Source organism: Tatumella citrea (assembly GCF_002163585.1).
GTDB classification, from domain to species: domain Bacteria; phylum Pseudomonadota; class Gammaproteobacteria; order Enterobacterales; family Enterobacteriaceae; genus Tatumella; species Tatumella citrea.
Map to the genome: position 1 here is coordinate 3,247,033 of NZ_CP015579.1, position 23,883 is coordinate 3,270,915.

At 48.8% G+C, this 23,883-nt stretch carries 24 protein-coding genes and 1 other annotated feature; of the genes, 8 read left to right on the forward strand and 16 right to left on the reverse strand.

The annotated features are described in order from the left end of the window. Positions 1–27 precede the first annotated feature (27 nt). A complete protein-coding gene (yfiH, locus tag A7K98_RS15535; RefSeq protein ID WP_087489376.1) occupies positions 28–756 on the reverse strand; it encodes a purine nucleoside phosphorylase YfiH in 729 nt (242 codons plus the stop codon). Further along, a complete protein-coding gene (gene rluD, locus A7K98_RS15540; RefSeq protein WP_087489377.1) occupies positions 753–1,733 on the reverse strand; it encodes a 23S rRNA pseudouridine(1911/1915/1917) synthase RluD in 981 nt (326 codons plus the stop codon). Before rluD ends, yfiH begins: the two co-directional genes overlap by 4 nt. A 128-nt stretch (positions 1,734–1,861) precedes the next feature. On the opposite strand from rluD, the gene bamD reads away from it, so the two are divergent. Continuing rightward, complete coding sequence (gene bamD / locus A7K98_RS15545; protein ID WP_087489378.1) at positions 1,862–2,596, forward strand: outer membrane protein assembly factor BamD; 735 nt, start codon at positions 1,862–1,864, stop codon at positions 2,594–2,596. Positions 2,597–2,655: 59 nt separating this feature from the next. Here bamD and A7K98_RS15550 read toward each other — a convergent pair whose 3' ends face one another. Then, positions 2,656–3,978 carry an IS4 family transposase gene (locus tag A7K98_RS15550; RefSeq protein WP_087487838.1) on the reverse strand — a complete coding sequence of 441 codons (1,323 nt, stop codon included), beginning with the start codon at positions 3,976–3,978 and terminating at the stop codon, positions 2,656–2,658. 295 nt (positions 3,979–4,273) lie between these two features. Between A7K98_RS15550 and raiA the strand changes: the two genes are divergently transcribed. Next, a complete protein-coding gene (gene raiA / locus A7K98_RS15555; protein WP_087490541.1) occupies positions 4,274–4,600 on the forward strand; it encodes a ribosome-associated translation inhibitor RaiA in 327 nt (108 codons plus the stop codon). 94 nt (positions 4,601–4,694) lie between these two features. Beyond that, positions 4,695–4,820 (forward strand) — a sequence feature (Phe leader region). Positions 4,821–4,854: 34 nt separating this feature from the next. Then, positions 4,855–6,015 (forward strand): bifunctional chorismate mutase/prephenate dehydratase, encoded by a 1,161-nt coding sequence (gene pheA / locus A7K98_RS15560; protein ID WP_087489379.1) that lies wholly within the window; start codon positions 4,855–4,857, stop codon positions 6,013–6,015. 57 nt (positions 6,016–6,072) lie between these two features. Here the strand turns inward: pheA and tyrA are convergent, their stop codons facing one another. The 4 genes from tyrA to A7K98_RS15580 form a co-directional block, all read right to left on the reverse strand. Continuing rightward, positions 6,073–7,194: a bifunctional chorismate mutase/prephenate dehydrogenase gene (tyrA, locus tag A7K98_RS15565; RefSeq protein ID WP_087489380.1), complete on the reverse strand. Its 1,122-nt coding sequence runs from the start codon at positions 7,192–7,194 to the stop codon at positions 6,073–6,075. Between the two features lie 3 nt (positions 7,195–7,197). Beyond that, positions 7,198–8,274, reverse strand: a complete 1,077-nt coding sequence (locus A7K98_RS15570) for a 3-deoxy-7-phosphoheptulonate synthase (protein ID WP_087493487.1) — start codon at positions 8,272–8,274, stop codon at positions 7,198–7,200. Positions 8,275–8,637: 363 nt separating this feature from the next. After that, on the reverse strand, positions 8,638–9,420 hold the full coding sequence (locus A7K98_RS15575; protein WP_087489382.1) for an ABC transporter substrate-binding protein: 783 nt from the start codon (positions 9,418–9,420) through the stop codon (positions 8,638–8,640). Between the two features lie 89 nt (positions 9,421–9,509). Then, positions 9,510–10,682 (reverse strand): methionine aminotransferase, encoded by a 1,173-nt coding sequence (locus tag A7K98_RS15580; RefSeq protein WP_087489383.1) that lies wholly within the window; start codon positions 10,680–10,682, stop codon positions 9,510–9,512. Positions 10,683–10,811: 129 nt separating this feature from the next. Here A7K98_RS15580 and A7K98_RS15585 point away from each other — a divergent pair, with 129 nt between their 5' ends. Next, positions 10,812–11,678, forward strand: coding sequence for a LysR substrate-binding domain-containing protein (locus tag A7K98_RS15585; RefSeq protein ID WP_087489384.1), 867 nt, complete (start codon positions 10,812–10,814; stop codon positions 11,676–11,678). On the opposite strand, the gene A7K98_RS15590 is transcribed toward A7K98_RS15585, so the two are convergent. Next, the gene (locus tag A7K98_RS15590) at positions 11,653–12,180 is read right to left on the reverse strand and encodes an isochorismatase family protein (protein ID WP_087489385.1); all 528 of its coding nucleotides are present in this window, start codon (positions 12,178–12,180) and stop codon (positions 11,653–11,655) included. The genes A7K98_RS15585 and A7K98_RS15590 overlap by 26 nt on opposite strands. A 200-nt stretch (positions 12,181–12,380) precedes the next feature. On the opposite strand from A7K98_RS15590, the gene A7K98_RS15595 reads away from it, so the two are divergent. The 3 genes from A7K98_RS15595 to A7K98_RS15605 all read left to right on the forward strand — a co-directional run bounded on the left by A7K98_RS15595 (position 12,381) and on the right by A7K98_RS15605 (position 14,684). Further along, the gene (locus tag A7K98_RS15595) at positions 12,381–13,145 is read left to right on the forward strand and encodes a basic amino acid ABC transporter substrate-binding protein (RefSeq protein WP_087489386.1); all 765 of its coding nucleotides are present in this window, start codon (positions 12,381–12,383) and stop codon (positions 13,143–13,145) included. Positions 13,146–13,210: 65 nt separating this feature from the next. Beyond that, positions 13,211–13,975 carry an amino acid ABC transporter permease gene (locus A7K98_RS15600; RefSeq protein ID WP_087489387.1) on the forward strand — a complete coding sequence of 255 codons (765 nt, stop codon included), beginning with the start codon at positions 13,211–13,213 and terminating at the stop codon, positions 13,973–13,975. Further along, positions 13,962–14,684: an amino acid ABC transporter ATP-binding protein gene (locus A7K98_RS15605; RefSeq protein ID WP_087489388.1), complete on the forward strand. Its 723-nt coding sequence runs from the start codon at positions 13,962–13,964 to the stop codon at positions 14,682–14,684. Before A7K98_RS15600 ends, A7K98_RS15605 begins: the two co-directional genes overlap by 14 nt. A 49-nt stretch (positions 14,685–14,733) precedes the next feature. On the opposite strand, the gene A7K98_RS15610 is transcribed toward A7K98_RS15605, so the two are convergent. The 7 genes from A7K98_RS15610 to gpt all read right to left on the reverse strand — a co-directional run bounded on the left by A7K98_RS15610 (position 14,734) and on the right by gpt (position 21,004). Then, entirely contained in the window at positions 14,734–15,195 is a 462-nt protein-coding gene (locus A7K98_RS15610) for an RcnB family protein (protein WP_087489389.1), read from the reverse strand. Positions 15,196–15,236: 41 nt separating this feature from the next. Then, positions 15,237–15,692 (reverse strand): RcnB family protein, encoded by a 456-nt coding sequence (locus A7K98_RS15615; RefSeq protein WP_087489390.1) that lies wholly within the window; start codon positions 15,690–15,692, stop codon positions 15,237–15,239. Positions 15,693–15,975: 283 nt separating this feature from the next. Continuing rightward, complete coding sequence (gene proA, locus A7K98_RS15620) at positions 15,976–17,229, reverse strand: glutamate-5-semialdehyde dehydrogenase (RefSeq protein ID WP_087489391.1); 1,254 nt, start codon at positions 17,227–17,229, stop codon at positions 15,976–15,978. 9 nt (positions 17,230–17,238) lie between these two features. After that, positions 17,239–18,342: a glutamate 5-kinase gene (gene proB, locus A7K98_RS15625; RefSeq protein WP_087490542.1), complete on the reverse strand. Its 1,104-nt coding sequence runs from the start codon at positions 18,340–18,342 to the stop codon at positions 17,239–17,241. 382 nt (positions 18,343–18,724) lie between these two features. Next, positions 18,725–19,123 carry a sigma factor-binding protein Crl gene (gene crl, locus A7K98_RS15630; RefSeq protein WP_087490543.1) on the reverse strand — a complete coding sequence of 133 codons (399 nt, stop codon included), beginning with the start codon at positions 19,121–19,123 and terminating at the stop codon, positions 18,725–18,727. Between the two features lie 58 nt (positions 19,124–19,181). After that, positions 19,182–20,429, reverse strand: a complete 1,248-nt coding sequence (frsA, locus tag A7K98_RS15635) for an esterase FrsA (RefSeq protein ID WP_087489392.1) — start codon at positions 20,427–20,429, stop codon at positions 19,182–19,184. A 116-nt stretch (positions 20,430–20,545) separates the two neighbouring features. Beyond that, complete coding sequence (gene gpt / locus A7K98_RS15640) at positions 20,546–21,004, reverse strand: xanthine phosphoribosyltransferase (RefSeq protein WP_087489393.1); 459 nt, start codon at positions 21,002–21,004, stop codon at positions 20,546–20,548. A gap of 250 nt (positions 21,005–21,254) precedes the next feature. Between gpt and pepD the strand changes: the two genes are divergently transcribed. Then, positions 21,255–22,712: a beta-Ala-His dipeptidase gene (pepD, locus tag A7K98_RS15645; RefSeq protein WP_087489394.1), complete on the forward strand. Its 1,458-nt coding sequence runs from the start codon at positions 21,255–21,257 to the stop codon at positions 22,710–22,712. A gap of 247 nt (positions 22,713–22,959) precedes the next feature. Here the strand turns inward: pepD and A7K98_RS15650 are convergent, their stop codons facing one another. Then, entirely contained in the window at positions 22,960–23,580 is a 621-nt protein-coding gene (locus A7K98_RS15650; RefSeq protein WP_157665984.1) for a hypothetical protein, read from the reverse strand. Between the last annotated feature and the right edge of the window lie 303 nt (positions 23,581–23,883).

Here is a 23,883-nt window from a genome sequence, read left to right on the forward strand (position 1 = left end):
ACGTACAGGATCGTCCAGCGGCTAAGATTATATCAGCCACACCAAAGTTGCCATACGTCCGGTATTGCTCTCTCTCCGGTAGGAGAAAAAATATTCGCCTTCAGTATAGGTACAACGCCCGCCACCACTGATGGAAACGACTCCGGCACGGGTTAATCGCTGGCGAGCCAATAGCCAGAGATCCGCCATATATTTGCTGTTATGTGGGAGGAAAGCCTGGTCAGCGGCAGGATCTACCGCAATAAATGCATCACGAACTTCCGGGCCAACTTCAAAGGCCTGAGGACCAATGGCGGGTCCCATCCAGACCAGGACCTCATCCGGAGGGCAACTAAACTCCGCCAGAGTTTTTTCCAACACTCCCTGACATAATCCGCGCCAACCGGCATGAGCAGCGGCCACCTGCCGCCCGTCAGCTGAACAGAAAATCACCGGCAGACAGTCTGCGGTCATTATTGCGCATACCTGACCGGGCTGAGTCGTCTGGCAGGCGTCAGCAACCAGTGGCCCCTCCGATGCTGCAGGCAATGACTGTACATCAGTACCATGCACCTGAGTCAGCCATGCTGGCATCGCCGGCAACCCGGCAAGTTTGCAAAGCTGCTCGCGATTTTTTTGTACCGTCTGCGGACAATCCCGGACGTGATCACCCAGATTAAGGCTGTTCCAGGGTTCCTGGCTAAATCCACCAATTCGGGTTGTGGAACAAGCTCTCACATTTGCCGGTGCTGGCCAGTCCGGGATAATCAGACTCATAACCAGTCCATTTCATCTTTATGCAGTGCGGTATCGGCTTTCAGTGCCTCGATCAGCTCGACCATATCCTGAGGAAGCTCAGCATGCCATTCCATCTGAATCCCCGTAATAGGATGATACAGACGCAGCATCGTGGCATGCAGTGCCTGACGATCAAAATTCCGCAATACTGTAATAAACTCTTCCGAGGCTCCTTTAGGCGGGCGCGGTCTTCCGCCATAAAGTTGGTCACCAATTAACGGATGGCTCAGGTGGGCCATATGTACACGAATCTGGTGAGTACGTCCGGTTTCCAGCCGCAAGCGTAACCGCGTTGATGCACGGAAATGCTCCATAATGCGGTAATGGGTCACTGCCGGTTTACCCATCGGATGCACACTCATGTGAGTACGTTTAGTCGGGTGGCGTGAAATTGGTTCATCCACGCTACCACCAGCAGTCATAGTACCAAGCGCCACAGCCTCATATTCACGGGTAATTTCGCGACGCTGCAGACAATCCACCAGATGCGTTTGAGCAGGAACCGTTTTGGCAACCACCATCAACCCGGTCGTATCTTTATCCAGACGATGGACTATCCCGGCCCTGGGTACATCAGCAATAGCAGGATAATGGTGTAATAATGCATTCAATACAGTACCATCCGGATTACCGGCACCGGGATGCACAACTAAACCACGAGGTTTGTTAATAACGAGGATATCATCATCCTCGTAAACAATATCAAGTGCGATATCCTGAGGCTCCCAGCGGAGTTCCTCTTCGATTTCGGCATCAATACTAATCCGCTCACCGCCGAAAACTTTTTCTTTCGGAATGGTTGCTGTCACTCCGTTGAGAGTGACTCGTCCCTGCAAAATCCAATCTTTTATGCGGGAACGTGAATAATCAGGGAACAATTCCGCCAAAGACTGATCTAAGCGTTGTCCAAGTTGCGCTTCGGAGACTGTCGCGGTGAGTTGTACTTGTTGTGCCATATAAGCTTCTTTCGTTAACGTTGGGTTTTCACGGCAAAGCCGTTTACTATAATGTGCTATCTTAGCTGAACATCAATGGAAGCTTCACAGAAAGCTTCCGATAAAACTTTGAGGATAATCATTTCGTCATGACGCGTATGAAACATCTGGTGGCCGTTGCCACTCTGGGCCTGGCACTGGTGGGATGTTCCGGCTCTAAAGAAGTTGTCCCGGACAACCCACCGTCAGTGATCTATGCAACCGCGCAGCAAAAACTGCAGGACGGGAATTTTAAAGCTGCTATTACCCAGTTAGAAGCTCTGGATAACCGCTATCCTTTTGGTCCTTATTCACAGCAGGTGCAGCTTGATCTGATCTACGCCTATTACAAAAATGGTGACATGGCTTTGTCACAGGCAACGATTATCCGTTTCATGCGCCTCAATCCAACCCATCCAAACATCGACTATGTGCTGTACATGAAAGGTCTGACAGACATGGCTATGGATGAATCTGCGGTGCAGCATTTCTTTGGAATCGATCGTTCAGACAGAGATCCAACCAATGCACGCCAGGCGTTCACTGATTTTTCTCAGTTACTGCAGAACTATCCACACAGCCAGTATGCTGCCGATGCCAGAAAACGGCTGGTCGCGCTGAAAGATCGTTTAGCGAAATTTGAACTCTCAGTGGTGCAATACTATACCAAACGTGGTGCTTATGTCGCGGTTGTTAACCGTACTCAGGGTATGCTGAGCAATTATCCGGACACCGAAGCCACCCGCGAAGCATTGCCACTGATGGAAAATGCTTACCGTAAAATGCAGCTGAATGGTGAAGCCGATAAAGTGGCGAAGCTGATTGCAGCCAACAAAAGTAGTTAATCTGAACAGTTCGAACTGAACTCTTTCAGCGAAAAAGGCAGCCATAAGGCTAATGCCGGTCACTTAAGGTGACCGGCATTGTTTTTAAAGGGATATTTCGACCTTTTCTCCCTCACTTCTCTCACATATTCCCGTTCTCGTCGTGGTGGCAGTTTCAGCATCCCGGCATTACTGTAAAAGTGTTTAAGGTGACCCGGGATGGCTCCCGGTGAAGCCCACGGCAGACCGATCAGTAGCCGTAATATCTCTGATACTGCACCGCTGAAGCTCAACTGGTAAGGCAGGTAATTTCCTTTCAGGCTGAACGCCATTTTAATCATCTGGTAACGCACCAGGTTATACGTCAGCAGTATTCCCCATAGCTCCTGCTTCACCAGATCGGGCAACCGGCTTCTCAGCGTCCAGCGGTTTCCCAGTAAAAACTGCTTTGCCTCACGATATCCCAGCTCGATTTCCCAGCGATGCTTATAAAGTTCTGCCACGTCAGTCGCCGGATAACGCATCGCATCTGTCATGGAAGTGACTACCTGCCGTTCCGTCCCGTTCACTTTCCGCCTGATTAGCCTCACTATGAGTTCTTCCGGCAGGCCTTTCCATTGCTTTCTGGCCTGAGGCGTGGTTTTCAGTCGTATCAGTTCGTCCTGCCTGCCGAGCTTTCGTACCACTTCATACTGAGTGTTCTTTTTCAGCGGCGTTAGCCAGTGGCGATTTTCACCTGCATTATGCCAGTCATGTAACAACCCTAAAGAGTAAAAGCCCTTATCAAACAGCGTAATACTGTTATCCGGTGCATTTTCTGCCAGCTGAGCGGCCAGCCGCATTTCGTTGATATCGTAGCGACCTGACACACTTGCACGCAGCAGATGGCTGCTGAGTTCCATCAGACACACCATACGAACCTGAGGATAACCGCGTTCACCATGCTGATTAGATGCTTTGCCGAAGGCCTCTGCATTTTCAGGAGTGTCCTGGGTATGCCAGACAACGCCATCAACAGCATTAAGCGTCAACCCGTGCCAGAGGGGATGTCTGGCTTCTTCGTGCCAGTGTTGTTGAGTGAGATCAAACAGGACCCGGATGGCATCTTCGCCCAGTGTTTTTCGGCGGGCAATCACAGAGCTGGGTGCGGTAAATGACCGTCCGGTCCGGTCAACAATATCCATCAAATTCACGATATGGCTCATGGGCTTATTGTTGAATATGGCCATACCGATAACCAGCCAGACCATCGACTCAAGGGGAAGTTTACGCTTACGCAGCGTGACGGTATCAGTGAGGGAAAACGCCTGTCGGATGAGGTCAGGAGAGAGCAGGTCAGAGAGGCTTTGTACTTCTTCGGGAGCAGTGAGATTAATAATGCCGAGAGCTTGCGAAAGTTCCATTTAAAAAGGGTCCATGTCTGCACATGAACCCTTTTTACACCAACCACCGGATCGGTCAAATGATCCTTAAACGATCGGCATTAAGCCATAAGGCTGCCTTTTCATTTTTGTCATCCTGTCGATAATGGCCGTTTTTTCGGTATCTGGCAATGGTTATCGGGGGTTTCTGTGGTGATTTTTACAAAACGATGTTATTGACAAAAATGGACATTATTTTGTGATCCAGATCACATTATTGTTATTACAAGCCGTTATTCTGGTTATCAATCTGATGGTAACGAGAGAGGTAAGTGCGATGATCATGAACATCACCAGTAAACAAATGGAAATTACCGACGCTATCCGCAGTCACGTTGAAGAGCGTATTACCAAGCTCGAGAAATGGCAGACGCCGCTGATCAACCCGCATATCGTACTCTCAAAAGAACCTAAAGAATTTGTCGCCGATGCGACGATTAACACGCCAAACGGCCCGTTAGTGGCTACCGGGCGTCATCAGGATATGTACGCCGCCATTAATGAACTGATTGCTAAACTGGAGCGTCAGTTAAATAAAGTTCAGCATAAAGGGGAAGCCCGCAGAGCCGCAGCCAGCGTGAAGGATATTATCCCTACCGAATAATCCAGCCACTGAAGACGCGCCATCCGGCGCGTTTTTAGTTGACGGGCTCCGCCGCAAAAGCTAATCTCGGTTTAACTAAACGCAGGAACAGTTACATGCAAACTACAATGTTTTTCTTCTCATTCTTTTTTAGCTTCCCCCCCTCCGGGAGATGATTCGTCCTGTAAGAATGAATGAGAAGACGAACAGAAAAGCCTCCCAACCGGGAGGCTTTTTTATTGGGTATAAAAATAACAGGAATACAGGTGACAATAATGAGTGCAGATCTCTCTTTAGACCAGCTGAGGGAAAGAATCAGCCAGCTGGACAATCAACTGCTGGCCCTGCTGGCAGAACGGCGGGATATCTCAGTTGCAGTCGGAAAATTTAAACTGACCACTCACCGTCCGGTCCGCGACATTGAAAGAGAAAAGCAACTGCTCGAGCTATTGATCGATAAAGGCAAGAAACTGTCACTCGACAGCCATTTTGTCACCCGTATTTTTCAGCTGATCATCGAGGAATCGGTGCTCACTCAACAGGCATTGCTGCAAAAAGCCCTGAACCAGTCACAGGAAAACACTGCCCGTATTGCTTTCCTTGGCCCGAAAGGTTCCTATTCACATCTGGCCGCACGGCAGTATGCATCACGTCACTTTGATCACCTGACGGAAATTGGCTGCAGTAAATTCCAGGATATTTTGCAACAGGTTGACTCCGGACTGGCTGACTATGCCGTACTGCCACTGGAAAATACCAGTTCTGGTTCAATCAATGATGTCTATGACCTGCTTCAGCACACCCGTTTGCATATCGTCGGTGAAATGACGCAGCCAATCGATCACTGCGTACTGGTCCCGTCAGAGACCTCACTGGACGAAATAACAACTGTCTATAGTCATCCTCAGCCTTTCCAGCAATGTAGTCAGTTTCTTAACCGCTACCCACACTGGAAAATTGAATATACAGAAAGTACTGCAGCAGCCATGGAAAAAGTGGCAGCAATGCAGGACAAGCACGTTGCAGCACTGGGAAGCGAAGCCGGAGGAAAACTCTATAATCTGCAGGTTCTGCAACGTGATTTAGCTAACCAGCAACAGAACATGACCCGTTTTATCATTCTGGCACGCAAGCCGGTTAAGGTTTCCGAACAGGTTCCGGCCAAAACAACTTTACTGATGGCAACCGGGCAGCAATCAGGTGCGTTAGTTGATGCATTACTGGTTCTGAGAAAACAGGGACTGGTCATGACAAAACTGGAGTCACGGCCTATTCATGGTAATCCGTGGGAAGAAATGTTTTATCTGGATATTCAGGCCAATGTCCACTCGCCGGCCATGGAAGAAGCGATTGAAGAGCTAACCGCACTGACGCGGTTTATCAAAATTCTTGGTTGTTATCCCGGGGATGATGTTATCCCGGTTTCGGCAGAATAACAGAATGCCAACGGGCATCGTTAACGATGCCCGTTGCAGTAATATCACTTCCGGCGGTTACTGACGATTATCGTTGGCCGAGCGGAGTAAGCCACGGCTTTCTGCCATAAATGAGCCGGCATAATCACCAAACCAGTGCTCAATACGACGGAAGCTTTCAATAAACGCTGATTTATTACCCGTTTCCAGCAAGCTAATGGCCTCGCCAAACCGGGTGTAATAACGCCGGATTAATGCCAGATTGGCTTCCGAAGACATAATAATATCTGCATACAATTGCGGGTCCTGCGCAAACAGGCGGCCTACCATCGCCAACTCCAGCCGATAGATAGGAGAAGACAGAGCCAGCAACTGTCCCAGGTCAACATTTTCCTCAGCCAGATGAAGACCATAAGCAAAAGTCGCAAAGTGCCGCAGAGCCTGAATAAACGCCATATTCTGGTCATGCTCTACTGCACTGGTACGATGTAAACGCGCACCCCAGACCTGAATCTGTTCCAGCAGCCACTGGTAAGCTTCCGGCTGGCGGCCGTCACACCACACCACCACCTGTTTTGCCAGGCTTCCACTGTCAGGGCCGAACATTGGATGTAACCCAAGTACCGGTCCAGGGTGAGCAGCCAGCATCGCCTGTAAAGGCTGATTTTTAATGGATGATAAATCCAGTAAAATACATTTTTCCGGTAACGGAGGCAGCTGGCTGATTACCTGCTCTGTCAGATGAATTGGCACACTGATGATCACCATCCCGGCATCCGCCAGCAGTTGTTCTGCCTGGTGCCAGTCATCTTTGTCCAGCGACTTTACCTGATAACCGGACAAGGTAAGCATTTTGGTAAATAACCGCCCCATCTGGCCATTGCCACCCACGATCACTACCGGGCCAAGATCAGGATTCAGTGTTTTAAATCCTTTATCATTCTCGCTTGAGTAAGATTCACGCATTACACGCCGCAAAACATCCTCAATCAACTCAGGTGGTACACCCAGTTGTTCAGCTTCTTTACGACGCGAAGCCAGCATGCTGGCTTCACGCTCCGGAACATAAATAGGCAATCCATAGCGGCTTTTGACTTCACCAACTTCTGCTACCAGTTCAAGACGCTTTGCCAGCAATTCCAGCAAAGCTTTATCTGTTTCATCAATTTTATCGCGTAGCGCGGTTAGTTCAGCCACCATGACTCATAACACCTCTTGTGACGCCTGCAACGTACTACACATATCCTGGTGAATATCACGCAGCAGGTCTTCTGTCGTTTCCCAACTAATACAGGCATCGGTCACCGATACCCCGTAGCGCATTTCTGAACGAGGTTGTTCAGAAGACTGATTACCTTCATGCAGATTACTTTCCAGCATCAGCCCAATAATCGAACGGCTGCCATCTTTAATCTGTGCCATTGCTGATTCAGCAACCGCCGCCTGCCGGCGGAAATCTTTACTGGAGTTACCATGACTGCAATCTATCATTAAAGAAGCCCGTAATCCTGCATTCTGCATTTCTTTTTCACAGGCCGCGACATCCGCAGGGCTGTAATTTGGTGCTTTACCGCCACGCAGAATAACATGCCCGTCCGAATTTCCGCGGGTCTGTAATAAGCATACCTGCCCCGCCTGGTTGATACCTACAAAACGGTGAGGCATTGCTGCGGCACGTAACGCGTTAATTGCCGTGCTCAGGCTACCGTCGGTACCATTTTTAAATCCTACCGGCAGAGAAAGCCCGGACGCCATTTCGCGATGAGTCTGAGATTCGGTAGTTCTTGCACCAATAGCTGCCCAGCTGAATAAATCGCCCAGGTATTGCGGTGAATTAGGGTCCAGCGCTTCGGTTGCCAAAGGAAGCCCCATCGCCACTAATTTCACCAACAAATCACGGGCAATATGCAGTCCCTGTTCAACATCAAATGAACCGTCCATATGAGGGTCGTTAATCAGTCCTTTCCAGCCTACCGTTGTACGAGGTTTTTCAAAATAGACCCGCATCACCAGGTAGAGGCTGTCACTGTATTTATCTGCCAGCTGCTTATAGCGACGCGCGTATTCCAGTGCAGCTTCAGGGTCATGAATGGAACAAGGCCCACAGACCACCAGTAAACGACGATCTTCGCCGGAAATAATCCGCGAAATTATCTGTCGGGAGGCAGAAATTTGCATCTCCTGCTGTTCGGTTAGTGGAAACTGAGCTTTTAGCTGTTCGGGGGTAATCATGACCTGCTCATCGGAAATATGTACGTTATTCAGCGCGTCTTTTTGCATGGTGCTTATCCTGTGAAATTTGCAGTTCCGGGGCTGTCTCTGCTTTATGAGTCACAGACTATCACAGATAGTAAAGTATTCAATCCACAAGGTGTACACTTTAATTTACATTATGACGATTGCGGTCAAAATAAAACGACAATCGTAAACAAAAATATACATTAAAAACAGCAAATGACTGAAGTTGTTAGTGATCAGCTAAAAAGCTCCGCAACGTGAGTATCGTTATTTTTTGATATTTATTTTTGGGAAAATATGAAAAAGGCAGAGCGCAGTGGCCGGCAAAGAGATCTGAGACAGGTAGCAGGCAGGAAAAAGAGATCCCGCTGAATGCAGGATCTCTGTAAGAAGATAAAAATCAGATTATTTGTTCACGCTAACATCAATTCCCGGGAAATAATGAGCTGCCAGTTTTGTCAGCGTCCCGTTGCTCTGAATCGTGGTAATTGCAGTATCCAGTTTCTGTTTCAGCGCCGTATCACCTTTACGTAACCCGAAACCAATTCCGGTGCCTAAAATCACATCGTCTTCCACTGGTTTACCAACGAAGGTGAAATCTTTGCCTTGAGGTTTATCCAGGAATCCATCTAACCCTGCGGCTGACATCACCAGTGTTCCGTCAAGACGGCCTGCTACCATATCGGTGTAAACCTGATTCTGGTCCTGATAAGAGACAACATTAACCCCCTGAGATTCCCAATGCTTTTTAGCATAGGTTTCCTGGATAGATCCCTGTAATACACCAATGGATTTACCTTTCAGACTCTCAGCGGTCGGGCTAAGTGCCTGCCCTTTTTTAGCAATCAGCATACTGGGAATACGATAAATAGGTACCGTAAAGTCGATGCTTTTGGCCCGTGCTTCGGTAATATTCATTGCCGAGTTAATTGCATCAAATTTCTTCGCCTGAAGCGCCGGAATCAATGCATCAAAGCTGCTTTCAACCCACTGGCATTGCAGATGAGCTGTCTGACAAACGGCTTTACCCAACTCAATATCAAACCCGACCAGTTGGCCCTGGGAATCCCGGCTTTCAAATGGCGGGTATTGTGATTCCAGCCCGTAACGTAATGTATCTGCACCAAATGCCTGTAAAGCGGTACACATACCTAATACCATCCATAATGCTTTCATTTTCTTTTGCATATTCTGACACCCCAAATCTGGTTATTATTGTTATCCCCTGTCGGGGAATGGACAGTGGTTTTGTTCAGCAATCAACGGCGATGCCGGCGTCAGGCCGGAAACGAAAAACGGCAAAGCGCTTCAGCACCAGCTTTCAGTGTTTCTTCATCTTTCGCAAAAGACAAGCGGATAAATTTATTATCTGTACCATCGGTATAAAATGCTGATAACGGGATGGTAGCAACTCCGCATTCGGTGATGAGCTGGGTGACAATCTCGCTGTCAGCCTGCTGACTCAGATGCCCGTATCCGGCCAACATAAAGAATGAACCAGCGCTGGGCAATAACCGGAACGGTGAATCAGCCAACAGGCTCGCCAGTAAATCTCTTTTTTTCTGATAAAAAGCAGCAAGACTAAGATAGTGTTCCGGATGACGTAAATACTCCGCAAACGCCCATTGCATGGGGGTATCGGCAGAATACATCATAAACTGGTGGATTTTAATGATCTCTCCCATAATCGCTGCGGGAGCCAGGCAATAACCCACTCGCCAGCCCGTCACATGGAAGGTCTTACCAAAAGAAGATACGATGACACTGCGTTCTGCCAGTTGTGCATCAGTGGCCATACTGAGATGCTTTTGCCCGTCAAAAATAATATGTTCGTACACTTCATCAGACAGGATCACAATATCGGTATTTCTGGTCAGCCGGTTTAGTTGCTGTAAATCCTCAACCGTCAGGGTTTGCGCCCCCGGATTGTGTGGGCTGTTAAGAATAATCATCCGGGTTTTCGGGGTAATCGCCGAAGCCACCGCTTGCCAGTCGATGGTAAAACCGGGAACGGTAAGTTTCAGCCCCACAGGGGTCGCCCCCTGTAAGCGGACAATAGGTGCATAACTGTCAAAAGCGGGTTCAAAGAAGATCACTTCATCTCCCTGATGTACCAGCGCTGAAATCGCCATAAACAGCCCCTGACTGGCACTGCCGGTGACCAGGATTTCGTCAGCCGGATCATACTCACGTCCATACAACTGCTGTACTTTTGCGGCAATACCTTCACGAAGCACCGGCAAGCCAGCCATTGGCGCATACTGATTATGGCCTTCAGTCATCGCCCGGCTCACTGCTGAAATCAGCGTAGGATCGCAGGGAAAATTAGGCGCGCCCTGGGAGAGATTAATCGCTTTATGCTTTGCGGAAAGATCACCAATTACACTAAAAATGGTGGTCCCTACATCTGGAAGCCTTGAACGTAAAGTAACGGCGGTATGAACAGTCATGCGTAACCCCTGAACGTTAAACGTGAGTATGTGAAATCTGACAGAGATATATTCAACGGTGACAACGTTAGGAGAACAAGCGAAAAGTTGTCATAATAGCCATGAGTTAAATGCATAGCTGAGGTATTTGTGTCAAAACGCTCCCTGCCGTTGAACGGGCTCCAGACTTTTCTGGTCACTGCCCGACACCTGAATCTGACCCATGCAGCCACCGAACTATGTATTACTCAGGGAGCCGTCAGCAGACAGATTCAGACTCTGGAAGCCTGGTTCGGATTTCCGTTATTTAACCGTCATGCTCGCGGCCTGACTCTGACCCCTCGTGCTGAGCAGTTGCTACCCGAACTGACTCAATTACTGGAGAAACTGCACCGGTTGACAGAACAGGTCAGGCTCTCACCAGAACAGATACGTCTGAAAGCTCCCAGTTGCGCCATGCGCTGGCTGGTTCCACGACTGGTCTCTTTCGAACAGCATTATCCGCAATTTCATGTCGCTCTGACGACCACGCTGGATCACCGACGGCAGTTGGAGGATTTTGATGCTGCTGTTATTTATGGTGCCGTTGATTCGCCCGGGGAAAAACTTTTCGACGAAGAAATCACCCCGGTACTGGCAGGACATCTGACAGCTCCTGAAAACTATCAGCAACTGCAAAATTATACGTTTTTGCATCCTACCCGCGATATGTCAGACTGGCAGTTATGGCTGAATAAGCAGGCCGCACCACCAGAGATGATTCGTAACCAGCATTTTGAGACTATGGATTTAGCCATCAATGCCGCCGCGCAAGGTTTCGGAATTACTGTAGCCGATATTCATCTTGCCGCACCTGAAATTGCCCAGGGAAGGCTGATAGCACCGTTTCATCAGACTGCCAAAACCGGGGCCAGTTACCGGCTGTTGCACCGGACGACAACAGTTAAAGATGAAGCTTTAAAAACATTGATCCACTGGCTTCATCAGCCAGTTAAACCGACTGCCAACGGGAAATAATCTGCTGAGCCGGCAAAACCTGAATCTGGTTATCAGGCAGAGAGAGTTCCGCCCAAACTTCATTATGCTGGCTGATTAACTGTGCTGCAGTGACTGAATTTCTTTCTGCGGTGGTGTGCGCATCTGCGGCTACCGTAATTGCGTATCCCATACTGGCACCCACTTTAATGGTGGTATCTACGCAATAATCTGTCGCGCATCCACAAACGGTAAACGCCCTGATCTGTGACTTTTCCAGTTCTTCTGCCAGCGATGTCCGGTAAAAGCTGTCGCAGGCTGTTTTACTGACATATCCGGCATTTTCAGGCTGGTAAAGCCCGGAAACAATCTCCCATGACGGATGTCCGGGCTGCATTTCACCTTCGCAATGTTGGATAAAAATCACCTGATCTGCCGCGCTGATTAACTGATTCATTACTTTGATTTTTTCATCGACAAGGTAGCGCTCTGTGGCCAGCACCCCTTGTTGCATATCGATAACCATTAATACGTTAGACATCATCTGCCCTTTTAATACGTTTCGTCGTTGAGTTATTGTCCCGGAAGGAATATCCGGGAATAAACGCCATAACAGCCACTATCTATTAATTTTGTGTCCTGACGCGGATTACTGATGTAAATCCCGTGCAGCAGGGTTGCATTAGCGGCTTCGCCTATGTATTTTTATGCAGATTATTAGCATAAAACGACAGGGTATATTCAATGATTAAACAACTTTTTGCCGCTGCCTGCCTGATGGCTGTCAGTTATGGCAGTTTTGCCGCCGGAGAAACTTACGTAGTCGGTTCAGGAGGAACTTATCGCCCTTTTGAATACGAAAACAGTCAGCAACAGCTTGAAGGCTTTGATATCGATCTTATTAAAGCCATTGCAAAATCTGAAGATTTTAATATTAAATTAGTCAATACCCCCTGGGAAGGCATTTTTGCCACGCTGGGTAGCGGCGATCGCGACATCATTATTTCAGGTATTACCATTACTGATAAACGTAAAATGATGGTCGATTTTTCAGCGCCGTACTTCCCTGCTCAACAGGTTATTGTGGTACCACAAAATTCAAAAGTGACTTCGCTGGCCTCACTGAAAAGTGAAAATGTCGGAGTGGTTAACTCCAGCGCAGGGGATATTGCGGTATCCGACACCCTGGGACGCAATAGCACTGCTATTAAACGCTTCGATAATACTCCGCTGATGCTGGAGGAGTTATCTCAGGGCGGAGTCAGTGCCGCAGTCGGGGATGTAGGTGTTATTAAATACTATATTAATCAACACCCTGACAAGGACTTCAAACTGGTTGATGACAGCAAATTCGAGCATCAGTATTTCGGAATTGCAGTAGCTAAAGGCAATACGGCACTGAAAAACAAACTGGATGATGGCCTGAAGAAAATTGTTGCCGACGGTACTTACGCAAAAATTTATAAAACCTGGTTCGATAATAACGTTCCAACCCTTCCTGCCGAATAATATTCGCCGTCACCCCCTCATGATGCAGCGCTGGCTGTGTCATGAGGCTGCTTCAGGTAATTATCATGAGTGGATTTAACTGGGAAATCATCCGGGACTATGAACCCTTGTTCATTGAAGGCGCCCTGATGACACTGAAATGTACGGTTATCTGTATTATCACCGGCACATTATGGGGACTTATTCTGGGACTCGGCCGCCTTGCCCGTGCTGAGCATGGTCCCTGGAAATACATTCTGGCAATACTGGTACAATTTCCGGTGCGTTTTTATGTCAGCGCCATTCGTGGAACCCCACTGTTTGTTCAGATAATGGTGGTTCACTTTGCGTTGATCCCGCTATTTATCAATCCTAACAACGGAATACTGGTTTCATCAGGGATTATGGGAGGGGATTTTGCCAGAGAATTACGTTCGGACTATGGTGCATTTCTCTCCTGTATAGTTGCTATTACCCTGAATGCCGGGGCCTATGTTTCTGAAATTTTCAGGGCTGGTATTCAGTCCATTGATCGTGGGCAGATGGAAGCATCCAGAGCGCTGGGGATGCCATGGTGGAAAAGTATGCGTAAGGTCATTCTGCCGCAGGCCTTTCGTCGGATACTTCCACCACTCGGTAATAATGCGATTGCCATCGTAAAGGATTCTTCACTGGCTTCGGCCATCGGGTTGGCCGACCTCGCTTATGCAGCCCGTACAGTTTCCGGTGCTTACGCAACTTACTGGGAGCCCTACCTGACAATATCAGTTATTTACTGGGTAATTACGTTCCTGCTTGCCCGGCTTGTTGACCTGACAGAAAAAAGGCTGGCTAAAAGTGATTCACGTTAATAATTTGCACAAATACTATGGCGAATCTCACGTATTACGTGGGATTAGCTGTGATATTCAGCCCTCTGAAGTGGTATGCATCATTGGCCCCTCCGGGTCAGGCAAAAGTACCTTTTTACGTTGCCTGAATGCACTGGAAACGGCCACTGAAGGAGAGATTTTCCTTAACGGTCAGCCAGTACATGACAAAAAAAGTGACCTGAACAAGATCCGCGAGTCTGCCGGAATGGTATTTCAGCGATTTAACCTGTTTCCGCATATGACGGTTCTGGAAAATATCATCATGGCTCCTGTAAGCCTGAAAGGATTATCCCGGGCCGCCGCGACTCAACAGGCTGAAATATTACTGAAAAAAGTCGGACTGGAAGATAAAAGCAAAGCCTGGCCAGCCAGCTTATCGGGGGGACAACAACAGCGGGTCGCCATAGCCCGTGCACTGGCTATGTCACCGCAGATCATGTTGTTTGATGAGCCAACCTCGGCACTGGACCCTGAGCTAGTCGGCGAAGTGCTGGAAGTAATGAAAACTCTGGCTCGCGAAGGCATGACCATGGTGATTGTGACGCATGAGATGACCTTTGCGCGTGAAGTGGCTGACCGGGTCATTTTCATCGATCAGGGGATAATACAGGAACAAGGGCGACCTGAAGATATCTTCACTCATCCGCAGAACCCGCGTACACAAAGCTTTCTGAGTAAAGTTCTTTGAAAAAAAAAGCATCCGGCAAGCCGGATGCTTTTTTCCCGCATAACATCACTCAGGGATGTAATGCGCTGTTCAGAATGATTGAAGTAATCACGCCACTGGCAATCGCCACCAGCACATAATTACCATCAACATATGACCAGCGGTGACCATAAGGTGGTGGTGGTAAACCGCGGTTATTCCAGTCATTCACCCAATAATGCGGTCCACGGAAATCACGCGGGAAACGTTGTCCGGGTTCAAAACGATGTCCCCGCCATGCAAAGGAATTGCCACGACCTGGTCCACCGCCCTGCCAGTGGGGTCCGCCATGAGGTCCGCCCTGCGGCCCACCATGAAAACCTCCATTTGGGCCGCCGTGAGGTCCACCTTGCGGGCCGCGTCCGCCGTCCTGGTGATTACCGCCCCCATGATGATCCCACTGTCCATGGTCATCCGCACTCGCTGGCGCAGAAGAGATTACGCTGACTAACATCACAGCTGGTGTCAGCAGAGCCATCCGTGATTTTTTCATCTTTTTTCCTCCGGAAAATCGATACCGTATAACGCTGACAGTTAGCGGGACAGCGCACCGTTAAGAATAATAGAGGTGATAATCCCGGTAGCTGCGGCCATTAACACGTAATTGCCGTTGATATTCGCCCAGTAATGACCCTGTGGTGGCTGAGATAAGCCACGGGCACGCCAGTCATTCACACGGTACTGAGCACCGCGATAGCTTTCAGGTGCTGCATGGCCTCTGCGGAAATCATTGCCATGGAAGGCAAAGCGCGAAGCCTGTTGGCGATGTGGCTGACCATGCTCACGATCACCCGCCTGTTGTGGACGGTTTTGACCGCCCTGATGCTGTTGCCCCTGACCCTGATGTTGTGTACCCTGGCCCTGGTGATCATTCTGCTGATGTGGCACCGGACGTCCCTGATCATCGCCAGGAGCAGCCATTGCTGAAGAAATACCGACACCGTTGGTAATGAGTAAGGTAGTTAATAAAGCAATTATGGTACGTTTCATTGTTATGTTCCTCACAGGAGATATGCAGGTAATTATGGATAAGAGCTGTGAGTATTTTATGAAGATTATTCCTGGTTTAACCGGCAGGAGTGTGAACAGTCATTACACCGGTTAATTTCCTTAACGCAATCCTTACAGCACGTTTAAATTAATGACAATTCGCAGGATAAACAGGGGTTTCGTGGAATAGCCGAAAGGAAAAATAACAACTATCCGGGGAAGAAAAGAGCGATGGTATGCAAAGTAAAGCCTCTTCCTGCCCGCAGGCAGGAAGAGTCAGAGATTACCGGCGCAGGGAGTCTTCTCCCCAGGCAATCCATTTATAAGTCGTCAGAGCTTCCAGTCCCATCGGGCCACGGGCATGCAGCTTCTGAGTGCTGACAGCCACCTCCGCTCCCAGACCAAACTGTCCGCCATCAGTAAAACGGGTGCTGGCATTAACATATACCGCCGATGAATCAACTTTATTCACAAAGTCATTAGCATTTTTCAGGCTGCGACTCAGGATGCCATCAGAATGCTGAGTGCCGTGTTCACGAATATGGCTGACCGCCTCATCAAGACCAGCGACCTGTTTAATATTCAAATCAAGTGACAGCCATTCATCGTCATAATCGCCTTCAGCCACGGCAACTGTCTCAGGTTGAAAGTTTCTGACCTGCGACAGAATGTTTTCGTCGGCATGTAAGATAATCTGCTCTTCTGCCATCCGGCGACAGAATCGCGGCAGAAACTCAGCAGTAATATCCCGATGAATAAGTAATGTTTCCAAAGAGTTGCAGGCACTTGGACGCTGTTTTTTTGCGTTAACAATAACATCGAGTGCAGCGTCAATCTCCATGGTCTCATCAACATACAGATGACAAACACCGATTCCTCCGGTGATTACCGGAATAGTTGATTGCTCCCGACAAAGTTTATGCAAACCGGCCCCACCACGAGGGATCAACATATCAATATAGCGATCTAGCTTCAGCATTTCTGTGACCAGTTGACGATCAGGATTATCGATCGCCTGGATTGCCGCTTCCGGAAGTCCATGTGCAGCCAGAGCCTTCTGAATAACACTGACGGTCATCGCATTTGTTCTGACCGTTTCTTTACCGCCACGTAAAATAACCGCATTCCCGGTTTTGAGGCACAGGGAGGCAACGTCCACGGTGACATTTGGCCGGGCTTCATAAATAACACCGATCACTCCCAGCGGCACACGACGGCGCTCAATCCGCAGGCCGCTGTCAAGCAGGCCTCCGTCAATCAGCTGCCCCACCGGATCTGCCAGATTACAGACCTGGCGAACATCATCGGCAATTCCTTTAAGACGTTCGGGAGTCAGTGTCAAACGGTCAAGCAAGGCATCCCCCATTCCGTTGGTCCTGGCTTCAGCAACATCTTCTGCGTTTGCCCGCAGAATAGCCCCGGCTTCCAGCTCCAGCTGGCTGGCAATGGTCATCAGGACCTGGTTTTTTTGTTCTGTGCTAAGCACAGAGAGTTGGTATGACGCTGCACGAGCGGCTTTACCCATAGTCTCAAGCATGATAATTCCTTAACTGACAATCATGTCGTCGCGGTGTACCGCAACTGCACCGTATTCATAACCCAGAATTTCACTAATTTGCTGACTATGATGCCCCGCAATCATGCGTAATGCATCACTGTTGTAGCGTGAAACTCCATGAGCAATATCCCGCCCCTGCAGGCTGCGGATTGAAATTACTTCACCGCGGGAGAAATCGCCCTGAACCTGACGGATACCTTTGGGTAACAGAGAACTTCCGCGTTCCATTAACGCATTCAGTGCTCCGTCATCAATGGTTACCGAACCGGCAGGAGGTGCGCCGAAGATCCAGTGTTTACGGTTTTCCAGGCGATTTTTCTGCGCATGGAATAAAGTGCCGGCCGGTTGTCCGTTCAGCACCTCATTAATTAATACCGGCTGACTACCACTGGCGATTATCACGTCAATTCCTGCACGGCAGGCCACATCGGCTGCCTGCAGCTTAGTTGCCATTCCGCCAGTTCCCAGGCCGGAAACACTGCCACCGGCAATCATTCGCAATTCATCATCAATGACATGCACATCGGTGATCAACCTGGCATCCGGGTTACTACGGGGATCGGCAGTGAACAGCCCTTGCTGATCGGTCAGCAACAGTAATTTATCAGCGCCTGACAAAATAGCGGCCAGCGCGGATAAATTATCATTATCGCCGACCTTTATTTCAGCCGTCGCCACCGCATCATTTTCATTGATAACCGGGATAATCCGGTTATCCAGCAATGCATGTAACATATCCCGGGCATTCAGAAAACGTTCTCTGTCTTCCATATCAGCACGGGTCAGCAGCATCTGACCAACATGCAAGCCGTAAATACCAAATAACTGTTCCCATAACTGAATCAGTTGACTCTGACCAACAGCTGCCAGCAATTGTTTAGAGGCAATGGTGGGGGGCAGTTCGGGATAACCCAGATGTTCACGTCCCGCGGCAATTGCGCCGGAGGTCACAATAACAATCCGGTGACCGGCATCAATGGCCTGAGCACATTGCCTGACCAGTTCTACGATATGCGCACGATTTAACCGGCGGGATCCGCCGGTCAGTACGCTGGTTCCCAATTTGACCACCAGGGTCTGACTGCCACTCATATTTCCTGCCATTTCACCAATAAACAAACCTTCCTTTTAGCAGGTGTCGGGCGGGAATCCAACCCTTATTCCGCCACAGACCAAAGATAAAAATATTTATCCGTTCTGCGGGCAGAGTCAGACGTTTTTACCGCACAAAACAGGTGTTTTTTGTGCTCAGGCCCATAAGTAAAACTCAGCCGGATTCTGAGGGCTCTCCCTTGTGTATCGGCTAAACGTTCCGGAGTGACCATCGCGTATGTCTGTCGAACCAGCAGTGATAACCTGTGGTAACTCCGGAGACATTAGCCATAATGGACATTTACAGGATTAAGCAAGTGAACAATCGCGGGGAAAGGAGGTTCGCTGATACAGGGCAGAATGCATTCTGCCCTGTGCGGATTTACTTCGACTGCTGTACGAATTTTTCTGCACCAGCTGCCGGTATCAGCTGAATATTGAGCTGAGTAAGCAGGGCTTCCAGGCGCGGAAAAAATTTTTGTAATGTCTGTTCGACACCCTCTTTATCTTCCGCTTTCTTTATCACGGTTTCCTGCCAGTCGCCTTCTTTGTCAAATAATCCGTAAGCATACTGGTACGTGAAATGATCATCCTGCGCTTCTAATGTCAGCCACCAGCCCCAGAACTCACGTTTTTCAGGTGCAGGTTTGACATTCACACAGACTGCAAGGCAATCGAAAAAGAAGTTCTCCGCCCCGCATTGATTTTCCCTGAGATACGGTCCCAGTTCATTAAAACGCTTTAAAAGACGTCCTCTTAGTTGTCCGCCAGGTAATGCCATGACTTCACCTCCATTATAAGATGGGTCAATTTTTAACAAACCTGCTAATAATCGCAACTTATCTTTTTAGATGCCCTGCCAGCCAGTCGCTGATTTCTACGATCGTGCGCTCAAAGGATGCCATCACCGGAGTATCGGCAATCCTGATTAATTTCCCCTTAGCAGAAGAATTGCAGATGAGCTCAGAATCCTCCGCCGGACTGTAGAGATTATTCTTCCGGCAAGCCGATAACATCGGTAGCGGAGTCCGCCTGCCGAGCAAACCCTGAGTTTTAAGCGAATAAGCATTCATTTCTGTAGATAATGTTGCATCGCTGCGGGTCGTTTTACCCAGGCGACTGGCCAGAATATCAAGAAACATATCCGGAACCGCTTGCTGCAACGAGGGATCCGTCAGTAAACCATGCACTATAGGTTCCTGGCAGGCGACTGCACGTAACCTTGGAATTTCCAGATAAGCCAGCCTGACAGCGACATTCGCGCCAAACCTGTGTCCCCAGATGCCGACACGTCGGTGGTCAATCCACGGAACATCAGCCAGTTGTCGCAGGACCTGTTGATGCAACATGCTGGTATCCTGGGTCAGATGCCAACGGGAACTGTAGCCGACCGAAGGCATATCAATGGTGAGCATTGCCAGTCCACGGGGTGCCAGATAGTCGTGAAATAACCGAAAATGATCAAGCTGAAGTGTATCCAGCCCGCCACACAACATCACTACCGGATAAGGGGGTTTTACCTGCCCTGGCATATGCAGAAAGGCGTTCACCGTTTTACCGTCTTCCATTCGGAAACTGAGAGATTTCAGTTCACCCGACAAAAAACCTGTTGCCTGTTCATAGGCACGGTAAGCCAGTAGTTGCGCCTGATCGGCCAGTTCGTCACCACTTAAATGGGGATAGGCAGCCACACTGAATAAATTTGCGGCATGCAACCAGTACTGGCCCGCAGTGTCATTATCCTCTTGCTGCTGTGCCAGCTGCTGCCAGCGGGCAGCCTGAACTGACCATTCATAAATCCAGTTACCATTACGGTATCCACGAACAGTGTCCAGTTGCTGTTCGTTAGTTCGGGCGAGTGAGCTCGCCGCCACTCTGGACAGCACTTCATTGATTTCGATAGCCGGAACACCTCGCCAGCTCCACACCAGTGGCGTGAGCGTCCGGTACCAGCGCTGCGGAGATTTAGCAGACATCACTGAGGATGAACCTGCCACATGACCCGCAATATGACGGACTAAGGATGAGGTTTCAGGATGTTCAAAACGGGGTTTAAACAACTCTTCACTAAGATTTTTCTCCGGCATAGCCACAGCTCCGTGGGCGGAAAATAATGAAGCAGTGTACCTGAGAGAAAACGACGAGGCGATGACGGAAAACAAAAAGCAGCATTCTTAAAACTCAGAATGCTGCCAGGTAATGATTAATCTTTGACGATTGGCGGTACGTAAGCCACACCCATATCCCAGGGTTGTTCGATCCAGGTATTCTGTGGAATATCGATCACATAGTCGTCCACCAGAGGCTGACCAGCTGGCTTGGCAAAAATGGTGACGAAATGTGCTTTAGGGTACATCTCACGAATAGCTTTCGCAGTGCCGCCGGTATCGACTAAATCATCGATAACGATAAAGCCTTCACCATCACCCTCCGCACGTTTAACAACTTTCATATCGCGCTGATGGTCATGATCGTAGCTGGAGATACAGACTGTATCAACGTGACGGATCCCTAACTCACGGGCCAGCAATGCTGCGGGTACCAGCCCACCGCGGCTGACAGCAATGATACCTGTCCACTGTTCCACCGGCAGCAAACGCCGGGCGAGATTACGGGCATGGATTTGTAACATATCCCAGGTGACGACGTATTTTTCGCTCATTTAAAGGAGTCCCGGCCAATACAGATGACCTAAATTAAGTGCAAGGGTAAAAAGTTTGCGCGAGATTATAAGGATATGCCGCACTAAAAACCAGCATCTGCTGCTGCCAGGCGCTTTTTTCCTCCTCAATTCCCCCGCCGGTTACCAAACGATGGTATTCTCAGGCCATGCCGGCAGAGAAATTTCCTCGCTCTGCCAGACCAATGTAAACCCGGGCAGACCTGACCCGCAACATTACAGGAGAGTAATTGTGTCTGAACTGTCTCAGCTTTCTCCACAGCCTTTGTGGGATATCTTCGCAAAAATCTGTTCTATCCCACATCCTTCTTATCATGAAGAAGCCTTAGCACAGCATATTATCACCTGGTCCAAAGAGCAGGGATTGTGGTGTGAACGGGATAATGTCGGAAATATTCTGATTCGGAAACCGGCAACTGCGGGCATGGAAAACCGGACTCCGGTCGCGCTGCAGGCCCATCTGGATATGGTGCCACAGAAAAATAACGACACTGTGCATGATTTTACCACTGACCCCATCCGCCCCTATGTTGACGGTGAATGGCTGAAAGCCCGCGGTACGACTCTTGGAGCTGATAATGGTATTGGTATGGCCTCGGCTTTAGCCGTTCTGGCCGATGACACAGTGGTCCATGGGCCACTCGAAGTCCTGCTCACCATGACCGAAGAAGCAGGAATGGATGGCGCATTTGGCCTGCAGTCTGACTGGCTTCAGGCCGATATCCTGATTAACACCGATTCGGAAGAAGAAGGTGAAATTTACATGGGATGTGCCGGAGGCATTGACTGTGTAACCGAACTGCCATTACAGCGTGAGGCCGTATCCACAGGCTACGAGACGCTAAAACTGACGTTAAAAGGTCTGCGTGGTGGTCATTCCGGCGCAAACATTCATATGGGACTGGGCAACGCAAATAAATTACTGGCTCGTTTTCTGGTCAACGTGAGCAAAAAAGTAGATCTGCAACTGGTTGATTTTAATGGTGGGACTCTGCGCAATGCTATCCCCCGCGAGGCCTTTGCCACTCTGGCAGTCAGTCAGAAAGATCGTCAGCAGTTTGACCAGGCCGTCAGCGATTACCAACAGTTGTTGAAAAATGAAGCAGGCCCTAAAGACGAGAATGTCGTGTTGTTGACTGAAGCAGTCACCACAACACAAGCGGCATTAACTGTGGCCAGTCGTGATACCTTCCTGCGGTTACTCAATGCCATCCCGAATGGCGTGATTCGTAATTCAGACGTAGCTGTCGGCGTTGTGGAAACCTCTCTGAATGTCGGAGTAGTTACACTCAATGACAAGACCGCTGAAATTATCAGTCTGGTACGCTCACTGATCGACAGTGGTAAAGAGTATGTCGTGGATACCCTGACCTCTCTGGGTGAGCTGGCGGGTGCAAAAACGCTGGCGTCAGGCAGCTATCCTGGATGGGAGCCGGATAAGAATTCGCCAATCATGGCAAAAACCCGGGAAATTTATCAGAAACTGTTTGGTAAAATGCCCGATATTCAGGTGATTCATGCCGGACTGGAATGCGGGTTATTCAAAAAACCTTATCCGCATTTAGATATGGTCTCGATTGGTCCGACCATCACCGGCCCGCACTCACCGGATGAACAGGTTCATATTGGCAGTGTTGGTTTATACTGGCAGTTACTGACTGGTCTGTTAAAAGAAGTGCCGGTGAAATAATTGTCCGCACTGTGGTTGACCCCGGGTATTTTGAGTTAAACGAAAGCCAGAGCCCTGCTCTGGCTTTTTTGTCACCAGCTATCTGACTGGTAAAGCTCCATTTCGTAACCACATCTTCTCTGCCTGACGGTAATGACAGCCCTTCCCGTTTGGAACAAGCCACTCTTCTTCGCTAAATATCCGGGCCGCAGCCAGGCATTGTGACCTTCAGATGTTATCTGTTTTTACACAAGTAAAAAGAGACCGGCTAACTACGGGATTCACCCTCTTTTGCAAAGGGATAAGCTCGCCCTTCATTAAATATCCACGGCTGATGTTGCTGGCTACCGGGAACAAAAATAGCCCAGTTTTCCCCCAACTCTCTGCTCATGGCAGCAAACACAGGCAAATTAGATTTCTGCTGAGCAAGATAGCTGAAACAGGTATTAAACCCATAAAACTGCACTCGTGACGCTCTCTTTAATGGCGGCCGGGGCAATGCTGACATATCGATGTTTTGCAGAGAGGCATTCACCTTAAGGTTTTCCCGCCTGACTTCTGCATGGCTAACCTTACCGGTGCAGTATTCAGTGGAACTGAAACCGGAAAACAAGGGGATATATTTTAAAAAAACATCCCTCATTTTACTGACATTCAGCATCTCGTTCTGATGATTCCATGATGCTATACGCACCAGCCCTTCCGGAACCGGAGCCCGCCCTTCCTGACGCTGAGCCAATGAGGGTTTAAGTATGGAATTATGCGCGATAAAACCTGCATTAACCTCAGCAGCGCTATTATCCAGCCTTTGGGCATTGCCTTGCTGATCAACAATCAGAGGAGATGGCAGAGCAGTAACGGTATTATTGGTATATTGATTATAAATCAAATATCCCTCTTTTCCCCTGTCCGCCATTAAATGCAAATTCATAGCCCGCGCAAATCGTAATGCTGTTGACCCACTTTCTGTATGAAGTGAGTCAGCATCATCATGATTGCTACAGCCAGACAATACAATTATCACGACTATGGCAGTCAGCCTTTTTAATTTCATGTTTATCATAGATTTCACTCTTATTGTTATCTAACAAGAACATCTATAACCTTGTTAAACCAGAGGTTTTATTACAACAAAATAAGATACCTGATTAATGACAGGTAATAACAAACTATAAAAACACTATCTCTGTTT